At 67.2% G+C, this 20,869-nt stretch carries 15 protein-coding genes; 14 read left to right on the top strand and 1 reads right to left on the bottom strand.

The features are described 5' to 3' along the window. Window positions 1-16 precede the first annotated feature (16 nt). Complete coding sequence (locus tag ACPXCG_RS02525; RefSeq protein WP_425788767.1) at window positions 17-643, top strand: TetR/AcrR family transcriptional regulator; 627 nt, start codon at window positions 17-19, stop codon at window positions 641-643. A gap of 168 nt (window positions 644-811) precedes the next feature. On the opposite strand, the gene ACPXCG_RS02520 is transcribed toward ACPXCG_RS02525, so the two are convergent. Then, on the bottom strand, window positions 812-4,387 hold the full coding sequence (locus tag ACPXCG_RS02520; protein WP_425788765.1) for an indolepyruvate ferredoxin oxidoreductase family protein: 3,576 nt from the start codon (window positions 4,385-4,387) through the stop codon (window positions 812-814). A gap of 231 nt (window positions 4,388-4,618) precedes the next feature. On the opposite strand from ACPXCG_RS02520, the gene ACPXCG_RS02515 reads away from it, so the two are divergent. The 13 genes from ACPXCG_RS02515 to ACPXCG_RS02455 all read left to right on the top strand — a co-directional run bounded on the left by ACPXCG_RS02515 (window position 4,619) and on the right by ACPXCG_RS02455 (window position 20,678). Further along, window positions 4,619-6,235 (top strand): carboxyl transferase domain-containing protein, encoded by a 1,617-nt coding sequence (locus ACPXCG_RS02515; protein ID WP_425788763.1) that lies wholly within the window; start codon window positions 4,619-4,621, stop codon window positions 6,233-6,235. Then, a complete protein-coding gene (locus ACPXCG_RS02510; RefSeq protein WP_425788761.1) occupies window positions 6,192-8,306 on the top strand; it encodes an acetyl/propionyl/methylcrotonyl-CoA carboxylase subunit alpha in 2,115 nt (704 codons plus the stop codon). Before ACPXCG_RS02515 ends, ACPXCG_RS02510 begins: the two co-directional genes overlap by 44 nt. After that, window positions 8,306-9,451, top strand: coding sequence for an acyl-CoA dehydrogenase family protein (locus ACPXCG_RS02505; RefSeq protein WP_425788759.1), 1,146 nt, complete (start codon window positions 8,306-8,308; stop codon window positions 9,449-9,451). Before ACPXCG_RS02510 ends, ACPXCG_RS02505 begins: the two co-directional genes overlap by 1 nt. Next, complete coding sequence (locus ACPXCG_RS02500; RefSeq protein WP_425788757.1) at window positions 9,448-9,948, top strand: MaoC family dehydratase; 501 nt, start codon at window positions 9,448-9,450, stop codon at window positions 9,946-9,948. Before ACPXCG_RS02505 ends, ACPXCG_RS02500 begins: the two co-directional genes overlap by 4 nt. A gap of 2 nt (window positions 9,949-9,950) precedes the next feature. After that, window positions 9,951-10,850 carry an HpcH/HpaI aldolase/citrate lyase family protein gene (locus ACPXCG_RS02495; protein WP_425788755.1) on the top strand — a complete coding sequence of 300 codons (900 nt, stop codon included), beginning with the start codon at window positions 9,951-9,953 and terminating at the stop codon, window positions 10,848-10,850. 43 nt (window positions 10,851-10,893) lie between these two features. Continuing rightward, complete coding sequence (locus ACPXCG_RS02490) at window positions 10,894-12,549, top strand: AMP-binding protein (protein WP_425788753.1); 1,656 nt, start codon at window positions 10,894-10,896, stop codon at window positions 12,547-12,549. A gap of 65 nt (window positions 12,550-12,614) precedes the next feature. Next, window positions 12,615-14,597 (top strand): acetoacetate--CoA ligase, encoded by a 1,983-nt coding sequence (locus ACPXCG_RS02485; protein ID WP_425790457.1) that lies wholly within the window; start codon window positions 12,615-12,617, stop codon window positions 14,595-14,597. 132 nt (window positions 14,598-14,729) lie between these two features. Further along, on the top strand, window positions 14,730-15,782 hold the full coding sequence (locus tag ACPXCG_RS02480; protein ID WP_425788751.1) for a hypothetical protein: 1,053 nt from the start codon (window positions 14,730-14,732) through the stop codon (window positions 15,780-15,782). Between the two features lie 163 nt (window positions 15,783-15,945). After that, on the top strand, window positions 15,946-17,481 hold the full coding sequence (locus ACPXCG_RS02475) for a DUF6350 family protein (RefSeq protein ID WP_425788750.1): 1,536 nt from the start codon (window positions 15,946-15,948) through the stop codon (window positions 17,479-17,481). 119 nt (window positions 17,482-17,600) lie between these two features. Then, a complete protein-coding gene (gene purN / locus ACPXCG_RS02470; protein WP_425790455.1) occupies window positions 17,601-18,179 on the top strand; it encodes a phosphoribosylglycinamide formyltransferase in 579 nt (192 codons plus the stop codon). Next, complete coding sequence (purH, locus tag ACPXCG_RS02465; protein WP_425788748.1) at window positions 18,176-19,753, top strand: bifunctional phosphoribosylaminoimidazolecarboxamide formyltransferase/IMP cyclohydrolase; 1,578 nt, start codon at window positions 18,176-18,178, stop codon at window positions 19,751-19,753. The genes purN and purH overlap by 4 nt, the downstream gene beginning before the upstream one ends. Window positions 19,754-19,765: 12 nt before the next feature. Continuing rightward, complete coding sequence (locus tag ACPXCG_RS02460; RefSeq protein WP_425788746.1) at window positions 19,766-20,509, top strand: sulfite exporter TauE/SafE family protein; 744 nt, start codon at window positions 19,766-19,768, stop codon at window positions 20,507-20,509. Further along, complete coding sequence (locus tag ACPXCG_RS02455; protein WP_425790529.1) at window positions 20,478-20,678, top strand: hypothetical protein; 201 nt, start codon at window positions 20,478-20,480, stop codon at window positions 20,676-20,678. The genes ACPXCG_RS02460 and ACPXCG_RS02455 overlap by 32 nt, the downstream gene beginning before the upstream one ends. The last annotated feature ends 191 nt before the right edge of the window (window positions 20,679-20,869 follow it).

Raw genomic sequence — 20,869 nt, 5'->3', positions numbered from 1 at the left:
AGAGTGCGAACTCATCATGACCACGTCGCCAACCTCGTCATCCGAGCAGCCTGCGCGCACCCGTCGCGGGCAGGCGAAGGCGGCGCGGCGGGCCGAATTGCTCGAGGCCGCCGCGCGCCTGATGGCGGCCCGTGGCTTTGCCGGGGTGACCCTGGAGGACATCGGCGGAGCGGTGGGCGTCAGTGGCCCGGCGATGTACCGTCATTTCTCGTCGAAGACCGACCTACTCGACGAGATGCTCGTCGACATCAGTCAGCGACTGCATGACGGCGGCGCGGAGGTCGTCGCCCGTGACGGTGCACCTGAGCAGACGCTGCACGATCTGATCCGCTTCCACATCGACGTGCTCGTCACCAAGCCCGATCTGATCGCAGTGCAAGACCGCGACCTGTCGTCGCTGACACCGGCCGCGAATCATCGGGTGCGATCCCTGCAGCGGCGCTACGTGGAGCAGTGGGTCGACGTGCTGCTGGCCGTGTACGTGACCGCGGGCGTCGGTGCGCTCGACCGCGATGAGGCCCGGGTGCGAGTGCATGCCACGTTCGGTCTGCTGAACTCGTCGCCGCGTCTCCCGGCCTACCCGGAACCGGGCCTGCGCGCCGTGCTCGGCGCGATGGCGTGGGCAGCGTTGCGGGCGGAGTGATCTCGTGGTCTCGATACGCCGGCTCGCTTCGCTCGCGGGCTACTCGACCGGCGGTTGGGGTTCGTCGGGTCGCTTCGCTCGCGGGCTACTCGACCGGCGGTTGGGGTTCGCCGGTCGAGTAGTGGAGGAGCGTAGCGACGGAAACGTATCGAGACCAATCGCGCACGGTCAGATCCCCAGCGCCGCGCGCTGTTTGACGACCTCCTCGCGGTAGTGCTCGACATTGCCCATCTTGATGCTCTCGTAGCCGCGGACCAGGTCCGGCAGGTCGGCGAGTGCGACAGCGGACGGCAGCTGTTCGGTGCCGATCCGGCCGCTCGACAGCCCCGCGAGGATCGCCTCGACGATCTCGCGGTACTCGACGATCAATGCGCGCTCGGTCCGGCGGATCTCATTGTGTCCGAACGGGTCCAGCTTGGTACCGCGCAGGCGCTTCATCTTTGCGAGACCGGCCAGCGGCCGATCCGCCCAGGCCCCGAGCGATATCTTCTCGCGCATCCCGAGATGACGCAACGTCGGCGGATGCAGCCGCACGGCGACCTCGGCGTCGTCGCCGAATTGCTCGGCGATTCGTGAAGCGAAAGCCGCATCCTGCGTCAGCCGGGCCACCTCGTACTCGTCCTTGTAGGCCATGAGCTTGTAGAGGTTGCGGGCCACGGCGCCGGTCAATCCATCGCCGTGGCCGGCCCTGTGCACCCGCTCCACCAGCTCGAGATACCGACGCGCATAACGCTCGTTTGCGTAGGCGATCAACTCGTCGTATCGGGCCGCGATCGCGTGGGCGAGGTCGTCGTCGACAATATCCAGCGCCGTGACCGCCGACGCGGCACGGTCGCTCGGGATGATGTCCGGTGACGACGAACCGTGCAGAGCCGCGAGCGCGTCCGTCACGGCATCCGGGTCGTCGACGATCTGCCGACCACGGCGGAAGGCCTGCGTGTTGGCCTCCACGGCGACGCCGTTGAGTTCGATGGCACGCTCCACGGACTCTGCCGAGATCGCCAGCGCACCTGCCTGATATGCCGCCCCGACCATGAGCATGTTGGCGTACTGCTCGTCGCCGAACAACCCGGTCGAGAGCGCACCCGGGTCGAGGTAAACCGCACGTGACACCTTGGCGTCGATTGCGGAGTGGACCTGGTGGGCGGCCGGGAAGCCGACCGAGGTGTCGATGACCATCGCGCCCGTGGGGATCTCGGTCGTCGAGACCACGGCCACCGTCTTGTCCGGCGCCGCGACCTTCAGGTTGACGGGATCGGTGCCGACGAGGGGATCGCACACCAGGTAGAGGTCGCAATCATCGGAGGCGACCTTGGCGGCCTGCTCGATGACTCCCGGCGACACCTTCACATCGCTCACCACCGCACCGCCCTTCTGGGCGAGGCCGGTCATGTCCACGGTGCGGGCGGCGTGCCCGTCCAACACCGCCGCGGTGGCCAGGACCTGCGACACGGTCACCACGCCGGTGCCGCCGATTCCGGTGACCCGCAGGGTGAATGTGTCACGGAGTTCCGGGACGTCCGGCGTCGGCAGTGCCGTGTCGGCGATGTCGTCGGCCCGCGCGCTTACGCGGCGTGTTCCGGGCGTGACGGTCACGAAGGACGGGCAGTCGCCCTTCAGACACGAGAAGTCGAGGTTGCAGGAACTCTGGTCGATCCGGGTCTTGCGGCCGAACTCGGTCTGGACCGGATGAACGGAGAGACAGTTCGACTTCTCGCCGCAGTCGCCGCAGCCCTCACAGATGCGCTCGTTGATCATCACGCGCTGATTGGGGGTCTCGACGGTGCCGCGCTTGCGCTTCCGGCGTTCCTCCGCAGCGCAATGCTGGTCGTGGATCAGCACCGTCACGCCGTCGACCGCGGCCAGTTCGGTCTGTACGTCGAGCATCTCGTCCCGGTGACGTATCTCGACACTTCCGGGGAGTGCGAGGGCTTTGGTGCGCTTGGGATCGTCGGAGGTCACCACGATTCGGGCGACGCCCTCGTCGATCAGCAACGACGTCAGACGGGGCAAGCCCATGGCGCCCACGGGATCCTGGCCGCCGGTCATCGCCACGGTTCCGTTGTACAGCAACTTGTAGGTGATGTTCTCGCCCGCCGCGACCGCCGCGCGCAGGGCCAGCGATGCCGAGTGCATGAAGGTCCCGTCGCCGACGTTCTGAACGAAGTGGTCGGCGGTCACGAATGGCGCCATTCCCAGCCACTGTGCGCCCTCGCCGCCCATCTGGGTGACGCCGGCGATGTCTCCTACCTGACGGGGGTCCATCAGCAGAACCATGGCGTGACAACCGATCCCGGCTCCGACGAGTGTGTCGTCGGATACCTTGGTAGAGCTGTTGTGCGGGCAGCCGGAGCAGAAGTAGGGCGTGCGGACGGCGAGCGGCAGTTCGATCCGCCCGCGCCGCTGCGATTTGCGGTCGAGCCAGTTCTGCGCGGCGTCGATGTGATGGTGGTGCGCGAGGCGTTGGGCGAGGCCGCGGGAGACGGCGTCGACGTCGAGTTCGCCGAATCTCGAGAAGAGCGTCGAGCCGTCCTCGTTCGTCTTGCCGACGATCCGAGGAGCACGAGGGTGTCGGAAGAGAATGTCACGCATCATCGTCTCGATGAAGTCGCGTTTCTCCTCGATCACGATGACCTCGTCGAGTTCGCCGGTTGCGGTGTCGAACATGAAGCGGTTCAGGATGTCTCGCTCGATCGGGTACACCATCCCGAGCTTCAGGATGCGGACGCCGAGACGGCACAGATCGTCGTCGCTGATGCGCATCAGGCGCAGCGCCTCCCGGAGGTCGAGATAGGTCTTGCCTGCGGCGACGATGCCGATGTGGTCGTCGGGGCTCGACACGGTGATCCGGTTGATCCCGTTGAGGCGCGCGTACTCGAGCGCACGCGGGATGCGGGTGGTGAGCTGATTCTGTTCCAGCTCCATCAGATTCGCGCCCAGCAGACGACCGCTCGGAACGTGTGGGCTGGTGCCGAGGTCTCCGTAGACCGGCATGATCCGGGCCGGATCCACCATGGCGGTGGAGGCGCCGTCGGCGACGTGCGCGGAGATCTTCATCGAGGTCCACAGGCCGCTGGCTCGACTCATCACCGCGGCGTGCACGCCGAGATCGAGGATGTCCTGGGAATCGGCAGGGTAGAGGATCGGCATGTACAGATCCGCGAGCGCCATCTCCGACGCGCACGGGACCGTCGAACTCTTCGCGCCCGGGTCGTCGCCGACCAGTGCGACCGCTCCACCGGCGGGGTGCGTGCCGATCAGGTTGGCGTGCCGCAACGCATCGGTGGCGCGGTCCAGGCCTGGAGCCTTGCCGTACCAGTAGCCGACCACCCCGTCGCGGGCATGTCCCGCGGCGTCCGGGGCGAGATGCCCCACCTGCCCGGCCACCTGGGAACCCATCACCGATGTCGCCGCGATCTCCTCGTTCAGCCCGGGGCGGTGGACGATGTCGTAGGGCTCGAGGTAGGTGCGGCGACGGGCGATCTCCAGGTCGTAGCCGGCCAGCGGCGAGCCCTCGTAACCGGAGATGAAGGAGGCGGTCCGCAGATTCTGCAGCCGATCGATGCGAGCGCGGTCGCGGACCATTCGGACCAGCGCTTGGATGCCGGTGAGGTAGATGGTGCCCGACTCACGCGTGTAGCGGTCGTCGAGGGAGAATGTCGCGCCCCCGGGAATCGGGGCGCCGCGTGAACCGGCTTCGGTGTGCGCACCTACTCGGCGCGCGCGGTCGTCTGCGAGGGTCATGGGGTTACCTGGCCTTCTTCATATGTCGGTCCACGAAGCCGGTGGGTGGTGGCGTCGCGGGCGTCGGTTATGTGGGCCCGTGGGTGGTGGGCCTGACACCACAGTACGAAATTTCGTGAGCCGCGTCACGTCGGCTGCGAGAATGTGATGAGTGTCGGGAAGGGCACGTGACAAGTCGCACCGGGCTGACGTACGATGCGGTTCAGTTAATCACCACTAACTGAAAGGTCGATGGTGACCAGCACGTTCAGCACGGAAGTCACGAGCGGGTCCGGCGAAGAGCCGGTCGGGTCCCGTGTCGCCCATCTCCGCAACATCGGCCGACTCAGGGAACTCCTCGCCGCAGCGCGGCGAGGAGGCGGCGAGAAGGCGCGCGACCGGCACATCTCCCGCGGCAAGCTCTTGCCCCGCGATCGGGTGGACGGACTCCTCGACGTCGGTTCACCCTTCCTCGAGGTCGCTCCCCTCGCGGCGACAGGGATGTACGACGACCGCGTGCCGTCGGCCGGTGTGGTCGCGGGCGTGGGTCGCGTCGCCGGGCGCGAATGCATGATCGTCGCCAACGACGCGACGGTCTCCGGCGGCACCTACTACCCGATGACCGTGAAGAAGCACCTGCGCGCACAAGAGATCGCCGCGGCCAACCGGTTGCCCTGCATCTACCTCGTCGACTCGGGCGGCGCGATGCTCCTGCAGCAGGACGAGGTGTTCCCGGACCGGGATCACTTCGGCCGGATCTTCTACAACCAGGCGACAATGAGCGCCGCGGGCATCCCGCAGATCGCCGCGGTCCTCGGATCGTCGACGGCCGGCGGCGCCTACGTGCCGGCGATGAGCGACGAGACGGTCATCGTGCGCAATCAGGGCACGATCTTCTTGGCCGGCCCGCCGCTGGTGAAGGCGGCCACCGGTGAGGACGTGACCGCCGAGGAGCTCGGCGGCGGTGCGATGCACTCGTCGATCTCCGGGGTCACCGATCATCTCGTCGACAATGACGAGCAGGCCCTGGCGAAGGTCCGCGACATCGTCGCCACCCTGGGCCCGCGTGATGCGGCGCAGTGGGAGACGATCGCCGCTCGCGAACCGAAGCGGCCGCAGACCGATATCTACGACGTGGTCCCGACCGATTCGCGGACCCCCTACGACGTCCGCGAGGTCATCGAGATCCTCAGTGACGCCGGAGAATACACCGAGTTCAAGGCGAACTACGGCACCACGTTGGTCACCGCCTTCGCCCACGTGCACGGTCACCCGGTCGGCTTCGTCGCGAACAACGGCGTGTTGTTCAGCGAATCCGCGCTCAAGGGTGCACATTTCATCGAGCTCTGCGATCAGCGGCGGATACCGCTGGTCTTCCTGCAGAACATCACCGGCTTCATGGTCGGACGCGCCTACGAGGAGGGCGGCATCGCCAAGAACGGGGCGAAGATGGTCAACGCCGTCGCCTGTGCGCGGGTACCCAAGCTGACCGTCATGGTCGGCGGCTCGTTCGGCGCCGGCAACTATTCGATGTGTGGCCGTGCGTATTCGCCGCGTTTCCTGTGGATGTGGCCCAACGCTCGCATCTCGGTGATGGGCGGCCCGCAGGCGGCCGACACGCTGGCCACGGTCCGTCGCAACCAGGTCGAACGATCCGGGGGTGACTGGGCGGCCGACGACGAGGAGGCGTTCAAGGCGCCGATCCGCGAGCAGTTCGAGCGGCAGGCGGACGCGTACTACTCGACTGCCCGGCTGTGGGACGACGGGATCATCGATCCCGCACAGACGCGCACCACCCTCGGATTGGCGCTCGAAGCCTGCCGATATGCCCCACTCGACGACCCGCGCTACGGCGTCTTCCGGATGTGATCACGTGACCGACAACAACACTCCAGCTATTCGGCCGATCCGCAGCGTGCTGGTCGCCAACCGCGGCGAGATCGCCTGTCGGGTGATCGGCACCCTGCGTCGGATGGGCATCCGCAGTGTCGCCGTCTATTCGGACGCAGACGCTGACGCGCGCCACGTCCGGGAGGCCGACGTCGCGGTTCGGATCGGGCCGGCGCCTGCGACCGAGAGCTACCTCGACATCGACGCCGTGGTGCGCGCGGCGCAGGACTCCGGCGCCGACGCCGTGCACCCCGGATACGGGTTCCTCTCGGAGAATCAGAAGTTCGCCTCGGCGCTGGCCGGTGCGGGTCTCGTCTTCATCGGTCCGCCGGTGGATGCCATCGCGACGATGGGCGACAAGATCACCGCCCGAGCCGCGGTCACCGAACGCGACGTCCCGGTGGTTCCGGGACTGTCACGCCCGGGTCTGACCGACGACGACCTGATCGCCGCCGCGCCCGACGTCGGCTTCCCGGTACTGATCAAGCCGAGCGCCGGTGGCGGCGGTAAGGGCATGCACCGTGTGGAGAACGCCGCGGACCTGCCTGCTGCCCTCGAACGCGCGCGCCGAGAGGCCGGCTCCGCCTTCGGTGACGACTCCCTGTTTCTCGAGCATTTCGTGGACACCCCACGTCATATCGAGGTCCAGGTCCTCGCCGACGAGCACGGCAACGTGATCCATCTCGGAGAACGTGAATGCTCGCTGCAGCGCCGCCACCAGAAGGTGATCGAGGAGGCGCCGTCGGCCCTGCTCGACGACGAGACGCGTGACCGGATCGGTGCTGCGGCGTGCGACGCCGCGCGCAGTGTCGGCTACACCGGTGCGGGCACGGTCGAGTTCATCGTCTCCGCCCATCGGCCCGACGCGTTCTTCTTCATGGAGATGAACACGCGGCTGCAGGTGGAACACCCGGTAACCGAGCTAGTCACCGGCGTCGACCTGGTAGAACAGCAGATCCGGGTGGCGAGGGGTGAGACCCTCACGCTCGTCCAGGACGACCTCGTGATGAGCGGGCATGCGATCGAGGCGCGAGTGTATGCAGAGGATCCGGCGCACGGATTCCTGCCGACCGGCGGCACCATCGCAGGCCTCGTCCACCCTGATTCGAATCCGGGCAACGGGATTCGTGTCGACTCGGCGATGACCGAGGGGTTGGTGATCGGTAGCGACTACGATCCGATGCTCGCGAAGATCATCGCGCACGGCAGAGATCGGGAAGAGGCGCTCGAGCGACTCGACCAAGCGCTTGCGCACACCCACGTACTCGGCGTGGTGACCAACATCGACTTCTGTCGACACGTGCTCGCCCAGCAGTCCGTCCGCGCCGCGGAGCTCGACACCGAACTGCTCGACCGACTCGTCCGCGACTACTCGGTACCCGATCCTGTCCCGGAAGCTCTTGTCCTGGCAGGGTTCGCGCGTATCGGATCCCGCGACCGCGCAGACGTATGGCAGTCCGCGGTGGGTTGGCGGATCGGCGAGACTGCGCCCGTCGTGACCCGATTGGTGAGTGGCGCTGAGCATTTCACTGTCGCCATCCACGTGGAGTCGGCGTCGGCGGATGCGATCGCCGGTCAGGCGACCGTGACGTACGACGACGACGACGACCGGAAACCCTGGCATGCGGCAGTCGAATATCGTCGGGTCACCAACGGCGACAACGAGAGCCGACGGCTGATCGTCGGCGGGGTCAGCCAGTCATGGTCGAAGGCCGAGGTCGACGGGACGTGGTGGGTGGCGGGTCCGCACGGGACCTGGCTGCTCGACCTCGCCCGAACGCTGCTCGACGAAGCAGCCGACGAGCATGCCGGCGAGATCCTCAGCCCGATGCCGGGAACGGTGGTCGCGGTCCGGGCCGAGGCGGGCGACACCGTCTCGGCGGGCAACCCGATCGTCGTCGTCGAGGCGATGAAGATGGAACACACGCTCACCGCTCCGATCGACGGAGTGGTGGCCGTCTCGGCGAGGGTCGGCGACAAGGTGGCGGCCGGCCAGACACTCGCACATGTGGAGTCCGCCGCGAGCGATTCGATCAACAAGGAGAACTGATGGAACTCAGTCAGGAGTACACCGACCTCATCCACAGCGTCCGCGACTTCGCCCGGTCCGTCGTGGCGCCCGTCTCGGCGAAACACGATGAGGAACACAGCTTTCCCTACGAGATCGTCGCGCAGATGGGGCAGATGGGGCTGTTCGGGCTGCCGTTCGACGAGGAGTACGGCGGCATGGGTGGCGACTACTTCGCCCTCGCGCTGGCTCTCGAGGAACTCGGCAAGATCGATCAGTCCGTCGCCATCACACTCGAGGCAGGGGTGAGCCTGGGAGCGATGCCGATCCACCGGTTCGGCACCGAGGCGCAGAAGCAACAGTGGCTGCCCGACCTCACCTCCGGCCGTGCACTCGCGGGATTCGGTCTCACCGAGCCGGGCGCGGGTTCCGACGCCGGAGCCACCGCGACCACCGCGAAGGACGACGGTGACTCGTGGATCATCAACGGCGGCAAGCAATTCATCACGAATTCCGGAACCGACATCACATCGTTGGTCACGGTGACCGCCGTGACCGGCACGAAAGAGAACGGGCGCAAAGAGATCTCGACGATCATCGTCCCGTCCGACACTGCGGGATTCACTGCCGAACCGGCGTACAACAAGGTCGGGTGGAATGCCTCGGACACGCATCCGCTGACATTCATCGACGCGCGGGTGCCCACCGAGAATCTCCTGGGTGAGCGTGGCCGTGGCTACGCCAACTTCCTCTCGATCCTCGACGAGGGGCGGATCGCAATCGCCGCACTGTCCACCGGTGTCGCGCAGGGCTGCGTGGACGAGAGTGTGAAGTATGCGAAGGAGCGCCAGTCCTTCGGGAAACCGATCGGCGAATACCAGTCGGTGTCGTTCGCGATCGCGCGGATGGAGGCCCGTGCGTACGTCGCCCGCACCGCCTACTACGACGCGGCGGCGAAGATGCTGGCCGGTAAGCCGTTCAAGAAAGAGGCCTCGATCGCCAAGATGGTCGCCAGCGAGGCGGCGATGGACAATGCGCGGATGGCCACCCAGATCCATGGCGGCTACGGATTCATGAACGAATACCCCGTGGCCCGGCATTACCGGGACTCCAAGATCCTGGAGATCGGCGAGGGCACCACCGAGGTCCAGTTGATGCTGATCGCACGGGAACTGGGGTTCGCATGAGTCGGGAGCGCGTCGAGGATCCGGTCCGCATCGTCCAACGGGGCCTGTGGTTCGACGAGTTCGCGGAAGGAACCGTGTACGAGCATCGGCCCGGCCGCACGGTCACCGAGGCGGACAACGTCCTGTTCACCACGCTCACGATGAACACTCAGGCCCTCCACCTCGACGCGGCGTGGTCGGCGCAGCAGCCCGGTTTCGGTGGTCAGCGGCTGATCAATTCGATGTTCACGTTGTCGACCATCGTCGGTCTGTCGGTGTCGCAGCTGACCCAGGGCACACTCGTCGCCAATCTCGGCTTCAGCGAGGTCGCCTTCCCGGCGCCGTTGTTCGCGGGTGACACCCTATACGCCGAGACCGAGTGCACGGGTAGGCGGGAATCGAAGTCGCGACCCGGCGAGGGCGTGGTGAACTTGACCCACATCGGACGCAATCAGCACGGCGAGGTCGTTGCGCGCGCCGCACGGGCCACGCTGGTGCGAAAGAAGCCAGTGGAGTAGTGATGAATTTCGACAGCCCGCAGTTGATCAACGCCTGGACACCCCCGGGTCCCGCCATGCTCTTCTGTCCGGCGGATCGTCCCGAGCGGTATCAGAAGGCGCTCGATCGGGCGGACGTGGTGATCCTCGACCTCGAGGACGCCGTCTCGCCGGAGAACCGCGTGGCTGCCCGAGAGGCGCTCGTCGCCAACCCACTCGACCCCGGTCGAACGATCGTCCGGATCAACCCGGCCGGCACGGGCGACTACCGTCGCGACCTCGCGGCCATCGGCGACACCAATTACCGGGTCGTCATGCAGGCCAAGGCCGAGGACGTCGACTCCATCATCGACACCGCGCTGCAGACCGTCGCGCTCATCGAGACCCCACTGGGCGCGACCCGTGCCCACGAGATCGCCGCTGCGCTGAACTGTATCGGGCTGATGTGGGGTGCCGAGGATCTCGTCGCCGGTCTGGGCGGCAAGTCGAGCCGGTTCGGACCAGATGAGGAGCGGCCTGGCTCCTATCGGGACGTGGCCAGGTGGGTCCGATCGTCGACGAGGATCGCGGCCGCGGCCCATGGCAAGTTCGCGGTGGACTCGGTCCACCTCGACATTCCCGACGTCGCCGGGCTGATCGCCGAGGTGCGTGACGCGGTTGCGCTGGGATACACCGCGACCGCGTGCATCCACCCATCGCAGGTGCCCTACATCCGCGACGGTTATCGGCCGTCGGAAGAGGAAGTCCGATGGGCGCAGCGCGTGGTGGAGGGATCCGCCGAGTACCAGGGCGGGGTGTTCAGCATCGACGGACACATGATCGACGGCCCGGTGTTGCGGCAGGCCGAGGTGGTCCTGGCGAGGGCCATCGCCACCCAGGGCGACGCCCAGCGCGGTGACACACCGACCACCGAGCACCAATGAGAAACTGCCGCTGACGCGGCCCAGAAGGAATCGGAGCCCGATCATGACCGAACCGGCATATTCGCGGGGCGAGGACAGCCCGGATCTGCTGACCGAGACGATCGGCGCGACGTTGGCACGAACGGCGTCGACGTTCGGCGACAACGTCGCGCTCATCGATGCCGCAGCCGGGCGACAATGGACGTATACGGAGTTCCTCCACGATGTGCGCGCCGTGGCCGCAGGACTCGTCCGCACCGGGGTGAACCCCGGTGACCGGGTCGGCCTCTGGTCGCCCAACCGGTTCGAGTGGGTGCTGACCCAGTACGCGACAGCCGAGATCGGCGCGATCCTGGTCAACCTCAACCCCGCATATCGGCAGAACGAGATCGAGTACGCGCTCGCCCAGTCGGGAACCAACGTCGTCATCGCGGCCGAACGGTTCAAGGATTCCGGATACGCGGCGATGCTCGCGGCCGCCCGTCCCAACTGTCCAGAGCTCCGCGAGGTGATCCTCTTCGAGTCCGCGGAATGGGCCGCGCTGCTCGCCGAGCCCACCCCGGCCGAGGCCGCCCGGGTCACGGAGATTGCCGGATCGCTGGCGCCGGACGATCCCATCAACATCCAGTACACCTCGGGCACCACCGGATTCCCCAAGGGTGCCACGCTGTCTCATCGCAACATCGGTAACAACGGCTACCTCGTGGGCGAGCTGCTCGACTACACCGAGGCCGATCGGATCTGCCTGCCCGTGCCGTTCTACCACTGCTTCGGCATGGTGATGGGCAACCTTGCGGCCACCAGTCACGGCGCGGCCATGGTCATCCCGGCACCGGCCTTCGACCCGGCGGCCACCCTGGCCGCGGTGTCGGAGTATCGCTGTACGAGCCTCTACGGCGTGCCGACGATGTTCATCGCGGAGCTCGCCCTCCTCGACGACACCGGCGGGGCAGCAGGTTTCGACCTGTCGAGTCTGCGGACCGGCGTCATGGCCGGCTCGCCGTGCCCGGAACATGTGATGCGTCAGGTCGTCGAGCGGATGCACATGAGCGAGGTGTCCATCTGCTACGGCATGACCGAGACCTCGCCGGTGTCCACCCAGACCCGCGTCGACGACACGCTCGAACTGCGGGTCGGCACGGTCGGTCGGGTCGGGCCGCACCTCGAGGTCAAGGTCGTCGACCCGGGCTCGGGAGACACGTTGCAGCGTGGCGAGACCGGCGAGTTCTGCACCAAGGGGTACTCGGTGATGAAGGGCTACTGGAACGAGCCGGAGAAGACCGCCGATGCCCTGGACGCCGAGGGATGGATGCACACCGGCGACCTCGCCGTGATGGACGACAGCGGGTACGTCCGGATCACCGGCCGGATCAAGGACATGGTGATCCGCGGCGGCGAGAACGTCTACCCCCGGGAGATCGAGGAATTCCTCTACACCCATCCGGACATCCTCGATGCGCAGGTCATCGGTGTCCCCGACGACAAGTACGGCGAGGAGCTGATGGCCTGGGTGCGATTGCGCGACGGCGCAACCGATTTCACGAAGGACGACCTGCACGCCTTTGCGGCGGGCAAGATCGCTCGGCACAAGATCCCCCGATACGTGCATGTGGTCAAGGAATTCCCGATGACGGTGACAGGCAAGGTGCGCAAGGTACAGATGCGTGCCGAGGCAGTCGACATACTCGGACTGCGAGACGAGGCGAGCGAGGACACGTGAGCGATTCCCAGCAGAGCACTTCCCAGCAGGGCACTTCCCAGCAGGGCACGTCCCGGACGACGTACATCGATTCGTTTGCCGCGGCGGCGGGGGAGCGGTCCGGTCGTGACCTCACCGACTACGCAGCGTTGTGGCAGTGGTCCGTCGACGAGCCGGCTCAGTTCTGGCGCGCGGTCTGGGACTTCTACGACCTCGATGCCGTCGCCGTCACGACGGATGGGCAGTCGCCCGCCGACGATGCCGACGTGTTGGCGAGCCGTGATATGCCAGGCGCGCAATGGTTTCCGAGGGTGCGACTCAACTACGTGTCCGCGATCCTGCGGCACGCAGACCGGCCGGGCGCGGCGATCGTCGGCGTCGACGAGGACGGCGGACGGACCGAGGTCGCGTGGTCGGAACTGTCCGAACAGGTGACCGGGTTCGCGAGGACCCTGACCGATCTCGGTGTCGGCGTCGGTGATGTGGTGGCCGCCTATCTGCCCGACATCCCCGAGGCCGTGGTCGCCTTTCTCGGCACCGCGTATGTCGGTGCGATCTGGTCGGGCTGCGGACAGGACTACGCGCCGGAGGGGGCCGCGGGCCGGCTCGCACAACTGCACCCGAAGGTTCTCGTCACCGCTGCGGGTTACCGCTACAACGGCAAGACCATCGACAAGACAGCCGACAGCGCAGGATTGGCAGATCTCCTGCCCGAGTTGCTCGCGCACATCGTCGTCGCGCCGCCCGTCGGCGGTGGCGTTCCCGGCGGCGGTACCTCCACACCGCCGGATGCGGCGCCGCCTCGGCGCATCGACTACGCGGAGGCAGTGGCCGCCCCGGGTGAGCCATTCGAGCCGGCATCGGTGCCGTTCGACCACCCACTGTGGGTCTTGTTCAGCTCCGGCACGACCGGTAAGCCGAAGGGCATCGTCCATGGCCACGGTGGTGTGGTGGTCGAACATCTCAAAGCGGCGGGACTGCACGGAGACCTGGGGCCCGACGACGTCTTCTTCTGGCAGACCGCACTCAGTTGGATGATGTGGAATTTTCAGGTTGCCGGATTGCTCTGTGGCACCAGGATCATCTGCTACAGCGGATCACCACTGCACCCCGATGCGGACCGGCTCTGGCAGATCGTCGAATCCGAAGGGGTCACCTACTTCGGTACCAGCCCCGGGCAGCTGCAGGCCTCGCGCAAGGCGGCGCTGCGTCCCGGCCGGGATCACGACCTCTCCGCCCTGCGAACCCTCGGCAGCACCGGATCCACTCTCGCCGCCGACTTGTTCACCTGGGTCGACGACAACGTGAAGCCAGGTTTGCCGATCTCGTCCATCAGTGGGGGGACCGACGTGGTCACCGCATTCGCCGGTGGTTCGGTCGGTGTCCCGGTCGTCGCGGGTGAGCTCTCGGTTCGATACCTCGGAGTGGCGCTGGAGAGTTGGGCGCCCGATCGCACATCGCTGATCGACGAGGTCGGGGAGATGGTCGTCACCGCACCCATGCCCTCGATGCCCGTGTCGTTCTGGAACGATCCCGGCGGCGCGCGTTACCGCAGTGCGTACTTCACGCACGAGTGGGCATCTCCGCCGCCCGAGCCGGTCTGGCGGCACGGCGACTGGGTGACGGTGACCGATCGCGGATCAATGGTCATCCACGGCCGCAGCGATGCCACCCTGAACCGGCACGGCATCCGGATGGGATCGGCCGACATCTACGAGGTGGTCGAGGGAATCGACGAGGTCGCCGAAGCCTTTGTCCTCGGCGTGGACGGCCCGCGCGGTGCGTACTGGATGCCGTTGTTCATCACCCTCGTGCCCGGCGCGAGCCTGGACGATCGGTTGATCTCGCACATCGCGTCGGAGGTTCGGACCAGGTTGTCGCCGCGTCACGTGCCCGACGAGGTGATCGAGGCGCCGGGAATCCCGCACACCCGGACCGGCAAGAAACTCGAGGTGCCGGTGACCGGGATTCTGGCGGGCCGAGCGGACGTCAGCATCGACCCGAAATCCGTGGACGACTACGGCCTGATCGAGTGGTACGCGAATCAGGGGAGCGTCCATCGCTGGTAGAAGGTGCAGGTCATCGGCACATCGCGCAGTGCGGCGAATCCCAGGTCCTGGGGGCATCGAAAAACATGTACTAGCGTGGGGCCCGGCACATGCGCTCACCGCGGGGGCAGAGACGACTGAGCAGGAGATGCGATGACCTACCAACCGGGATCCGGCCAGCAGGGTTACGGCCAGCAGGGTTACGGGCAGTACGGCGGCTACTCACAGTCCGGCCACCAGGAAGGTGCGGGCTACGGGCAGCCGGGGTACGACCAGCAGGGACAGGGCCAGCAGGGACAGGGCCAGCAGGGCTACGGCCAGCAGCCGACCTACGGTCAGCAGTACCCGCAGAATTACGGCCAGCAGCAGTACCCGCAGAATTACGGGCAGCAGCAGTACCCGCAGAATTACGGCCAGCAGCAGTACCCACAGAATTACGGGCAGCAGCAGAACCCGCAGGGCTACGGGCAATACGGTTCCCCGGCGGCACCGAAACCGCAGGGCCAGGGGCTGCCGGCCAACGTCGGCCAGTTGCTCGCCATCGCGGTTGCCGCGGTCGCCGGTGTCGACGCGATCGTCAGCTTCTGGAACCTCGGTGCCTACCTGCCGTACATGGCGTTCATCGCACTGCTCGCCGTGCTGACGTTGCATCCGAAGATCGAGACGAAGTTCTTCGTGCCCGTGATCGCGGCGGCCGCGGTCGGGACGGCGATCACGGATATCTTCGCGGTGATCCACACGGCGTCTCGCGGATCGGAGTTCATCGCCAACTCGGGAATCGACTACACCCAGCTCGTGCTGTCGCTGATCGTGGCCGCGCTTGCCGTGGTCTGGCTGTCGATCGTGTTGGACCTGGTCAAGGTGGCGCCGGCAGTCGGCGGGACCGGTGGGACCGCGGCGTCGGCCGACGCCGCTTCTCCGACCACTCACGTCCCGGCCCAGGCCCCGTCGTCGGCCGCCTACGGCGATGCACAGACCAGCGCCTACGGAGCGGCCACCGCGCAGCAGCCCACATACGATCCGTCCGCGTACACCCAGGTGCCGTCGTCGCCGACGTCTTCGCCGTCGGGCTACAGCCCGACGGTCGGCGCATCCGAGGCCGGGGCGTCGGCCGGCTATACCCCCGAGCGGTCCGCCCAAGCCGGCGAGAGCGGTTCGGAAGCCACCACCAAGCTCAACAGGCCGGATCAGTCGAGCGGTCACTGACCCTCCGGCACCGCATCATCCGGCGCCCCGTCGACAATGTCGGCGGGGCGCCGCGGTGTCACGGAGGACATCGGCCTGCGACGCCTGCGACGCGTGTCGCTTTCTGGGGTTGACGCGGCGCGTCTGCCGGGCGTGACGGTTGTGTCGTGTCACGCTCATGGCGATGCCCTCGCCAACAGCTGACAACCTCGCGTCGCGTCTGCGTCAGATGCGGCAGCTGAGCCGTGCCCAACGGGCGATGCCCGACGGGTCCGCACGTGAGCTCGTCGTCGTCGCGTTCGCCGTTCCGGTCGTCACGATGCTGGTGTCTGCGGTGGTGGTCCTGACCGTGTTGCTGTCGGCGGGGAGCGGGCTCGACGGGCTGGCAACCGCGGTCGGTGCGATCTGGCTCGCCGTCCATCAGGTCCCGCTGACGATGAGTGGCGTCACGGTCGGCGTGCTCCCGCTGCTGCCGACGATTGCGGTGGCCGCCGGAACCGCACGGATGGCTGCATCGGCGAGCGGTCCGGAGCGGCCGGCATCCGAGCTGGTAGCGGTCGTGTTCTCCGCGATGGGTGGTCCATTGCTGATGACCGCTCTGTCGCTCGCGGTCGTGATGGACGGATCGTCGGTCTTCCCGTTGCAGAGTCCGGCCGCGTTGACCGCGTTCGGCTATACGGCCGGCATCCACGCCGCAGCGGCCACGCTCGGGATCGTGTGGCAGCGTCGGCACGAATGCTATGAGCGCTTCGGGATCACGCCCGCAGTTCGGCGCGGTGTGCGGCTGGGAGGGTTCGCCGTCACCGCGCTGCTCACCTGTGCGGCTGCCCTCGTCGTGATCCGGATGGTCATGCGATGGGGGATCGTCGGTGACCTGATCGGCGGAGGCAGTGATTTCGACGGCTACCTCGGACTCACCGCGTTGTCGGTGCTGTACCTGCCCAACGCGGTCATCGGGGCCGCGGCGGTGCTCGTCGGGTCCGATGTCCATGTCGGGGGCGCCACTGTTGATCTGCTCGACGTCCACGGGGGCCCGGTGCCTCCGCTGCCGGTACTCGGCGTGCTGCCCGAGGATGGCGCAGGCATGCTCGGGATCCTCGGCTTCGTGATCCCGGCGTCGATCGCCCTGCTCGTGGCGTGGCGATGCCGCGACATCGATCCGCTGGCGAATGTGCGGTCCGTGGCGGTCGCCAGTGCGGTTGCCGCATCGACGATGGTGGTTCTGTGCTCGATGGCGGGTGGTGCGCTCGGCGAGTTCGGCGACGTCGGCGTCACCCTGCCCACCGCGGGCGTTTTCACACTCGGCTGGCTGGCCGTCAGCGGCATGGTGGTCGCGCTGGTTTATGGAACCCTTCCGTCGACTCGCGCCGCGCGCGAGATGCTCGACGTCGATGACGAGTACTTCGACGGCGATGACCTCGGTTACGAGGACGACTACCTCACCGCGGACGACGACGGCGATGAGCACTGGGAGTACGACGACTGGGAGCACGAGGGCTGGGAGCACGAGGGCTGGGAGAACGCGGATGACGGGGCCGACGGGGCCGACGGTGCCGCCTGGTCCGACGACGACCCGGACCACAGCCACAAGGACGACGAACACACGGATGACGACGAGTGGGCCGTCGCCGCATCGGCCGACGAGTTCGACGTAGCCGACGACCATGAGAGCGTGGCCACCTCGGACGAGGACGTCGAATACTCCGGCGACCCGCGCTGACGCCGCACGACCGTACCGCCCCGACGACCCGGGCATTCAGGCCGCCCACTAGGCTCCCAGATGTGAACGCAGTCCCCGCAGAGCCCTCCGTGCCTGCGGTTCGCGTACCCGTCGTGGTGATGGCATCGGGCACCGGTTCGCTGCTGGAATCGTTGCTGGCGCGGGTGGATCAGGGTGCGCCGTTCCGAATCGTGGCCCTCGTGGTGGACCGGAAGTGCCGAGCTGCGGACATCGCCGCCGCCCACGACGTCCCCCTGGTGGATAACCGACTCGCCGATCATCCCGACCGTGCCGCTTGGGATGCCCGCTTGACCGAGTTGGTCGCCGACCACGACCCCGCGTGGGTGGTGACCGCCGGATTCATGAAAATCCTTGGGCCGGCGTTCCTCTCCCGATTCGGCGGTCGCATCGTGAACTCCCACCCGGCGCTGCTGCCGTCCTTCCCTGGCGCACACGGGGTCGCGGACGCCCTTGCCCACGGCGTGAAAGTGACAGGTGCCACCGTTCATCTGGTGGATGCAGGCGTGGACACCGGGCCGATCCTCGCGCAGGAGCCCGTGCCGGTGCGAGCGACCGACACCGCGGACACCCTGCATGAACGAATCAAATCGGTCGAGCGTGTGTTGCTCGCCGACGTGGTGACCGCACTCGTCACCAAAGGTGTAGTGATCGACGGACGAAAGGCCGATATCCCGTGAACGCACAGAGCCCCGCCGGCAGCGCCCGCCGCCCGATCCGCCGCGCACTGGTCAGTGTCTACGACAAGACCGGTCTCCCCGACCTCGCGTCGACGCTGCACGGTGCCGGCGTCGAGATCGTGTCCACCGGTTCCACGGCGAAAACGATTGCCGACGCCGGGGTCCCAGTGGTCGAGGTGTCGACACTGACCGGGTTCCCCGAGTGCCTGGACGGACGGGTCAAGACGCTGCATCCGATGGTGCATGCCGGGATCCTCGCGGACAGCCGCAAGCAGAGCCACGTCGACCAACTCGCCGATCTCGGTATCGCGGCGTTCGATCTGGTCATCGTCAACCTGTATCCGTTCACCGAGACCGTCGCGTCGGGAGCGGGACCGGACGAGTGCGTCGAGCAGATCGACATCGGCGGACCCTCGATGGTCCGCGGTGCGGCCAAGAATCACCCGACGGTCGCCGTCGTGGTGAACCCCGGTGACTACGCCGTGGTGCAGGATGCGCTGTCGGCCGGCGGTTTCACACTTGACGATCGTAAGGCGCTGGCGGCCAAGGCGTTCCGTCATACCGCCGATTATGACGTCGCGGTCGCATCGTGGATGTCCAGCGTGGTGGCACCGTCCGCGGACTCCGAGATCTTCCCGGATTGGGTCGGCGCGACCTGGAACCGGTCGTCGTTGTTGCGCTACGGCGAGAATCCGCATCAGGCTGCGGCTATCTATCTCAGCGAAGCCGGTGGCGGACTCGCATCCGCGGAGCAGTTGCACGGCAAGGAGATGAGCTACAACAACTACACCGATGCCGATGCCGCATGGCGTAGCGCACATGACTTCGACGCCCCCGCGGTCGCGATCATCAAGCATGCCAATCCATGCGGGATCGCGGTCGGCGAGGACATCGCCGAAGCTCATCGCAAGGCCCACGCGTGCGATCCCGTGAGCGCATACGGCGGTGTGATCGCCGCCAATCGCGAGATCACCGTGGCAATGGCCGAACAGGTCGCGGAGATCTTCACCGAGGTCATCATCGCCCCAGGCTTCGCGGACGGCGCGCTGTCGGTGTTGACCCGCAAGAAGAACATCCGGGTCCTGACCGCACCGGCGCCGCAGCGCGCGGGACTGGAGACCAAGCCGGTCTCGGGTGGCCTCCTCATGCAGCAACGCGACGTCCTCGACGCCGACGGCGATGACCCGTCGAACTGGACCCTGGCCGCCGGTGCCCCGGCCGAGCCCGCGACGCTCGCCGATCTCGAATTCGCCTGGCGGGCCTGCCGGTCGGTGAAATCCAACGCGATCCTGCTGGCCCACGGCGGTGCGTCGGTCGGCGTCGGGATGGGTCAGGTCAATCGGGTCGACTCCGCCCACCTCGCCATCACGCGCGCCGGCGACCGGGCAACCGGCAGCGTGGCGGCGTCGGACGCCTTCTTCCCGTTCCCCGACGGATTGCAGGTGCTCATCGCGGGCGGGGTCCGCGCAGTGGTCCAGCCCGGCGGATCCATCCGCGACAACGAGGTGATCGAGGCGGCCTCGGAGGCCGGTGTCACGTTGTACCTCACGGGCGCACGACATTTCGCACACTGAGTCCGTGCATCTGTGAGCCCGGTCGAGTTCGCGTTCCTGATCCTCGCCGGGTTCGGGGCCGGACTGATCGGTTACATCACCGGCCTGGCATCGGTGGTCAGCTACCCGGCCCTGCTCGCGGTGGGGCTCAGCCCGATAGCGGCGAACGTCACGAACACGGTGTCGTTGGTGGCGGTCGGCATCGGGAGCACATCCCAGTCCGGCCGGGTCCTCCTCGACGGTGACCGGCGCCGCCTGATCGGCGGGGCCATCGCATCGCTCATCGGCGGCACGATCGGCGCAGTGATCCTCTTGCTCACCCCGCCCGGAGCGTTCGAGGCCATCGTGCCGTTCCTGGTGGCCCTCGCAGCGGTCGCGCTGTTGTGTCAGCCCATTCTCCGGCGCTGGGCGACCAGCCACCAGGACCGGCCATGGGTGTGGCTGATCTCGCTGGTGATCATCTCCGTCTATGGAGGCTATTTCGGTGCCGGGGCGGGAATCATGGTGCTCGCCCTGATGCTCGTGCTCACCAGCGAGCCGTTGTGGCGTGCGGCGCTGTCGAAGTCGTTGTTCCTGGGCATCGCGAACACCGTCGCGGCCGTCGGGTTCATGATCTTCGGGCCGGTGGACTGGTGGGCGGCACTGGCGATGGCCATCGGCTGCCTGATCGGTGGCTGGTGCGGACCGCCGGTGGTCAAGCGGCTGCCGGCCGAGCCGTTGCGGGTCGCAGTCGCCGTCGGGGGACTTGCCCTCGCCGTCTGGCTCGCCGTCCGCTGAGCACGCCGCCCCCGCCGACAGCAACCCAAATCTCGCCGACAGCAACGGCATCCCCGCCGACGGCAACCGCATCCCCGCCGAGAGCAACCGATATTCCACCGACAGCAACCGATTCTGCGCCGGCAGCAACCTGCTCGGCGGCGACAGCGTGGCGCCGACTCGACCCTGACCACGGGTTTCGGCCATTCCGCCGGTGCCCTCGGTGCAGAACGCGTTGCTGTCGGCGAGAAGGAGGTTGCTGTCGGCGGGGAGGGCCTGAGCCCCCTTTCGCTCAGCGTGCGACAAACCCTGGGCAGACCTGCGTCTGTTCACTACAAAGATGAGATGACTTCCACCGCGCCCGGCCCGCCGACACTCGAT

The sequence above is a fragment of the Gordonia sp. DT218 genome (genome assembly GCF_049847105.1).
Taxonomy (GTDB): domain Bacteria; phylum Actinomycetota; class Actinomycetes; order Mycobacteriales; family Mycobacteriaceae; genus Gordonia.
The sequence above is the reverse complement of the archived record's forward strand: the minus strand, read 5'-3'. Positions and strand labels throughout refer to the sequence as shown.

Excerpts from the sequence above, each read along its gene's own strand:
- ACPXCG_RS02490 (WP_425788753.1), top strand. The coding sequence starts at position 10,894 with ATGACCGAACCGGCATATTCGCGGGGCGAGGACAGCCCGGATCTGCTG.
- ACPXCG_RS02520 (WP_425788765.1), bottom strand. The coding sequence starts at position 4,387 with ATGACCCTCGCAGACGACCGCGCGCGCCGAGTAGGTGCGCACACCGAA.
- ACPXCG_RS02480 (WP_425788751.1), top strand. The coding sequence starts at position 14,730 with ATGACCTACCAACCGGGATCCGGCCAGCAGGGTTACGGCCAGCAGGGT.
- ACPXCG_RS02475 (WP_425788750.1), top strand. The coding sequence starts at position 15,946 with ATGCCCTCGCCAACAGCTGACAACCTCGCGTCGCGTCTGCGTCAGATG.
- purN (WP_425790455.1), top strand. The coding sequence starts at position 17,601 with ATGGCATCGGGCACCGGTTCGCTGCTGGAATCGTTGCTGGCGCGGGTG.
- ACPXCG_RS02495 (WP_425788755.1), top strand. The coding sequence starts at position 9,951 with ATGAATTTCGACAGCCCGCAGTTGATCAACGCCTGGACACCCCCGGGT.
- ACPXCG_RS02505 (WP_425788759.1), top strand. The coding sequence starts at position 8,306 with ATGGAACTCAGTCAGGAGTACACCGACCTCATCCACAGCGTCCGCGAC.
- ACPXCG_RS02510 (WP_425788761.1), top strand. The coding sequence starts at position 6,192 with ATGCCCCACTCGACGACCCGCGCTACGGCGTCTTCCGGATGTGATCAC.
- ACPXCG_RS02515 (WP_425788763.1), top strand. The coding sequence starts at position 4,619 with ATGGTGACCAGCACGTTCAGCACGGAAGTCACGAGCGGGTCCGGCGAA.
- ACPXCG_RS02525 (WP_425788767.1), top strand. The coding sequence starts at position 17 with ATGACCACGTCGCCAACCTCGTCATCCGAGCAGCCTGCGCGCACCCGT.
- ACPXCG_RS02500 (WP_425788757.1), top strand. The coding sequence starts at position 9,448 with ATGAGTCGGGAGCGCGTCGAGGATCCGGTCCGCATCGTCCAACGGGGC.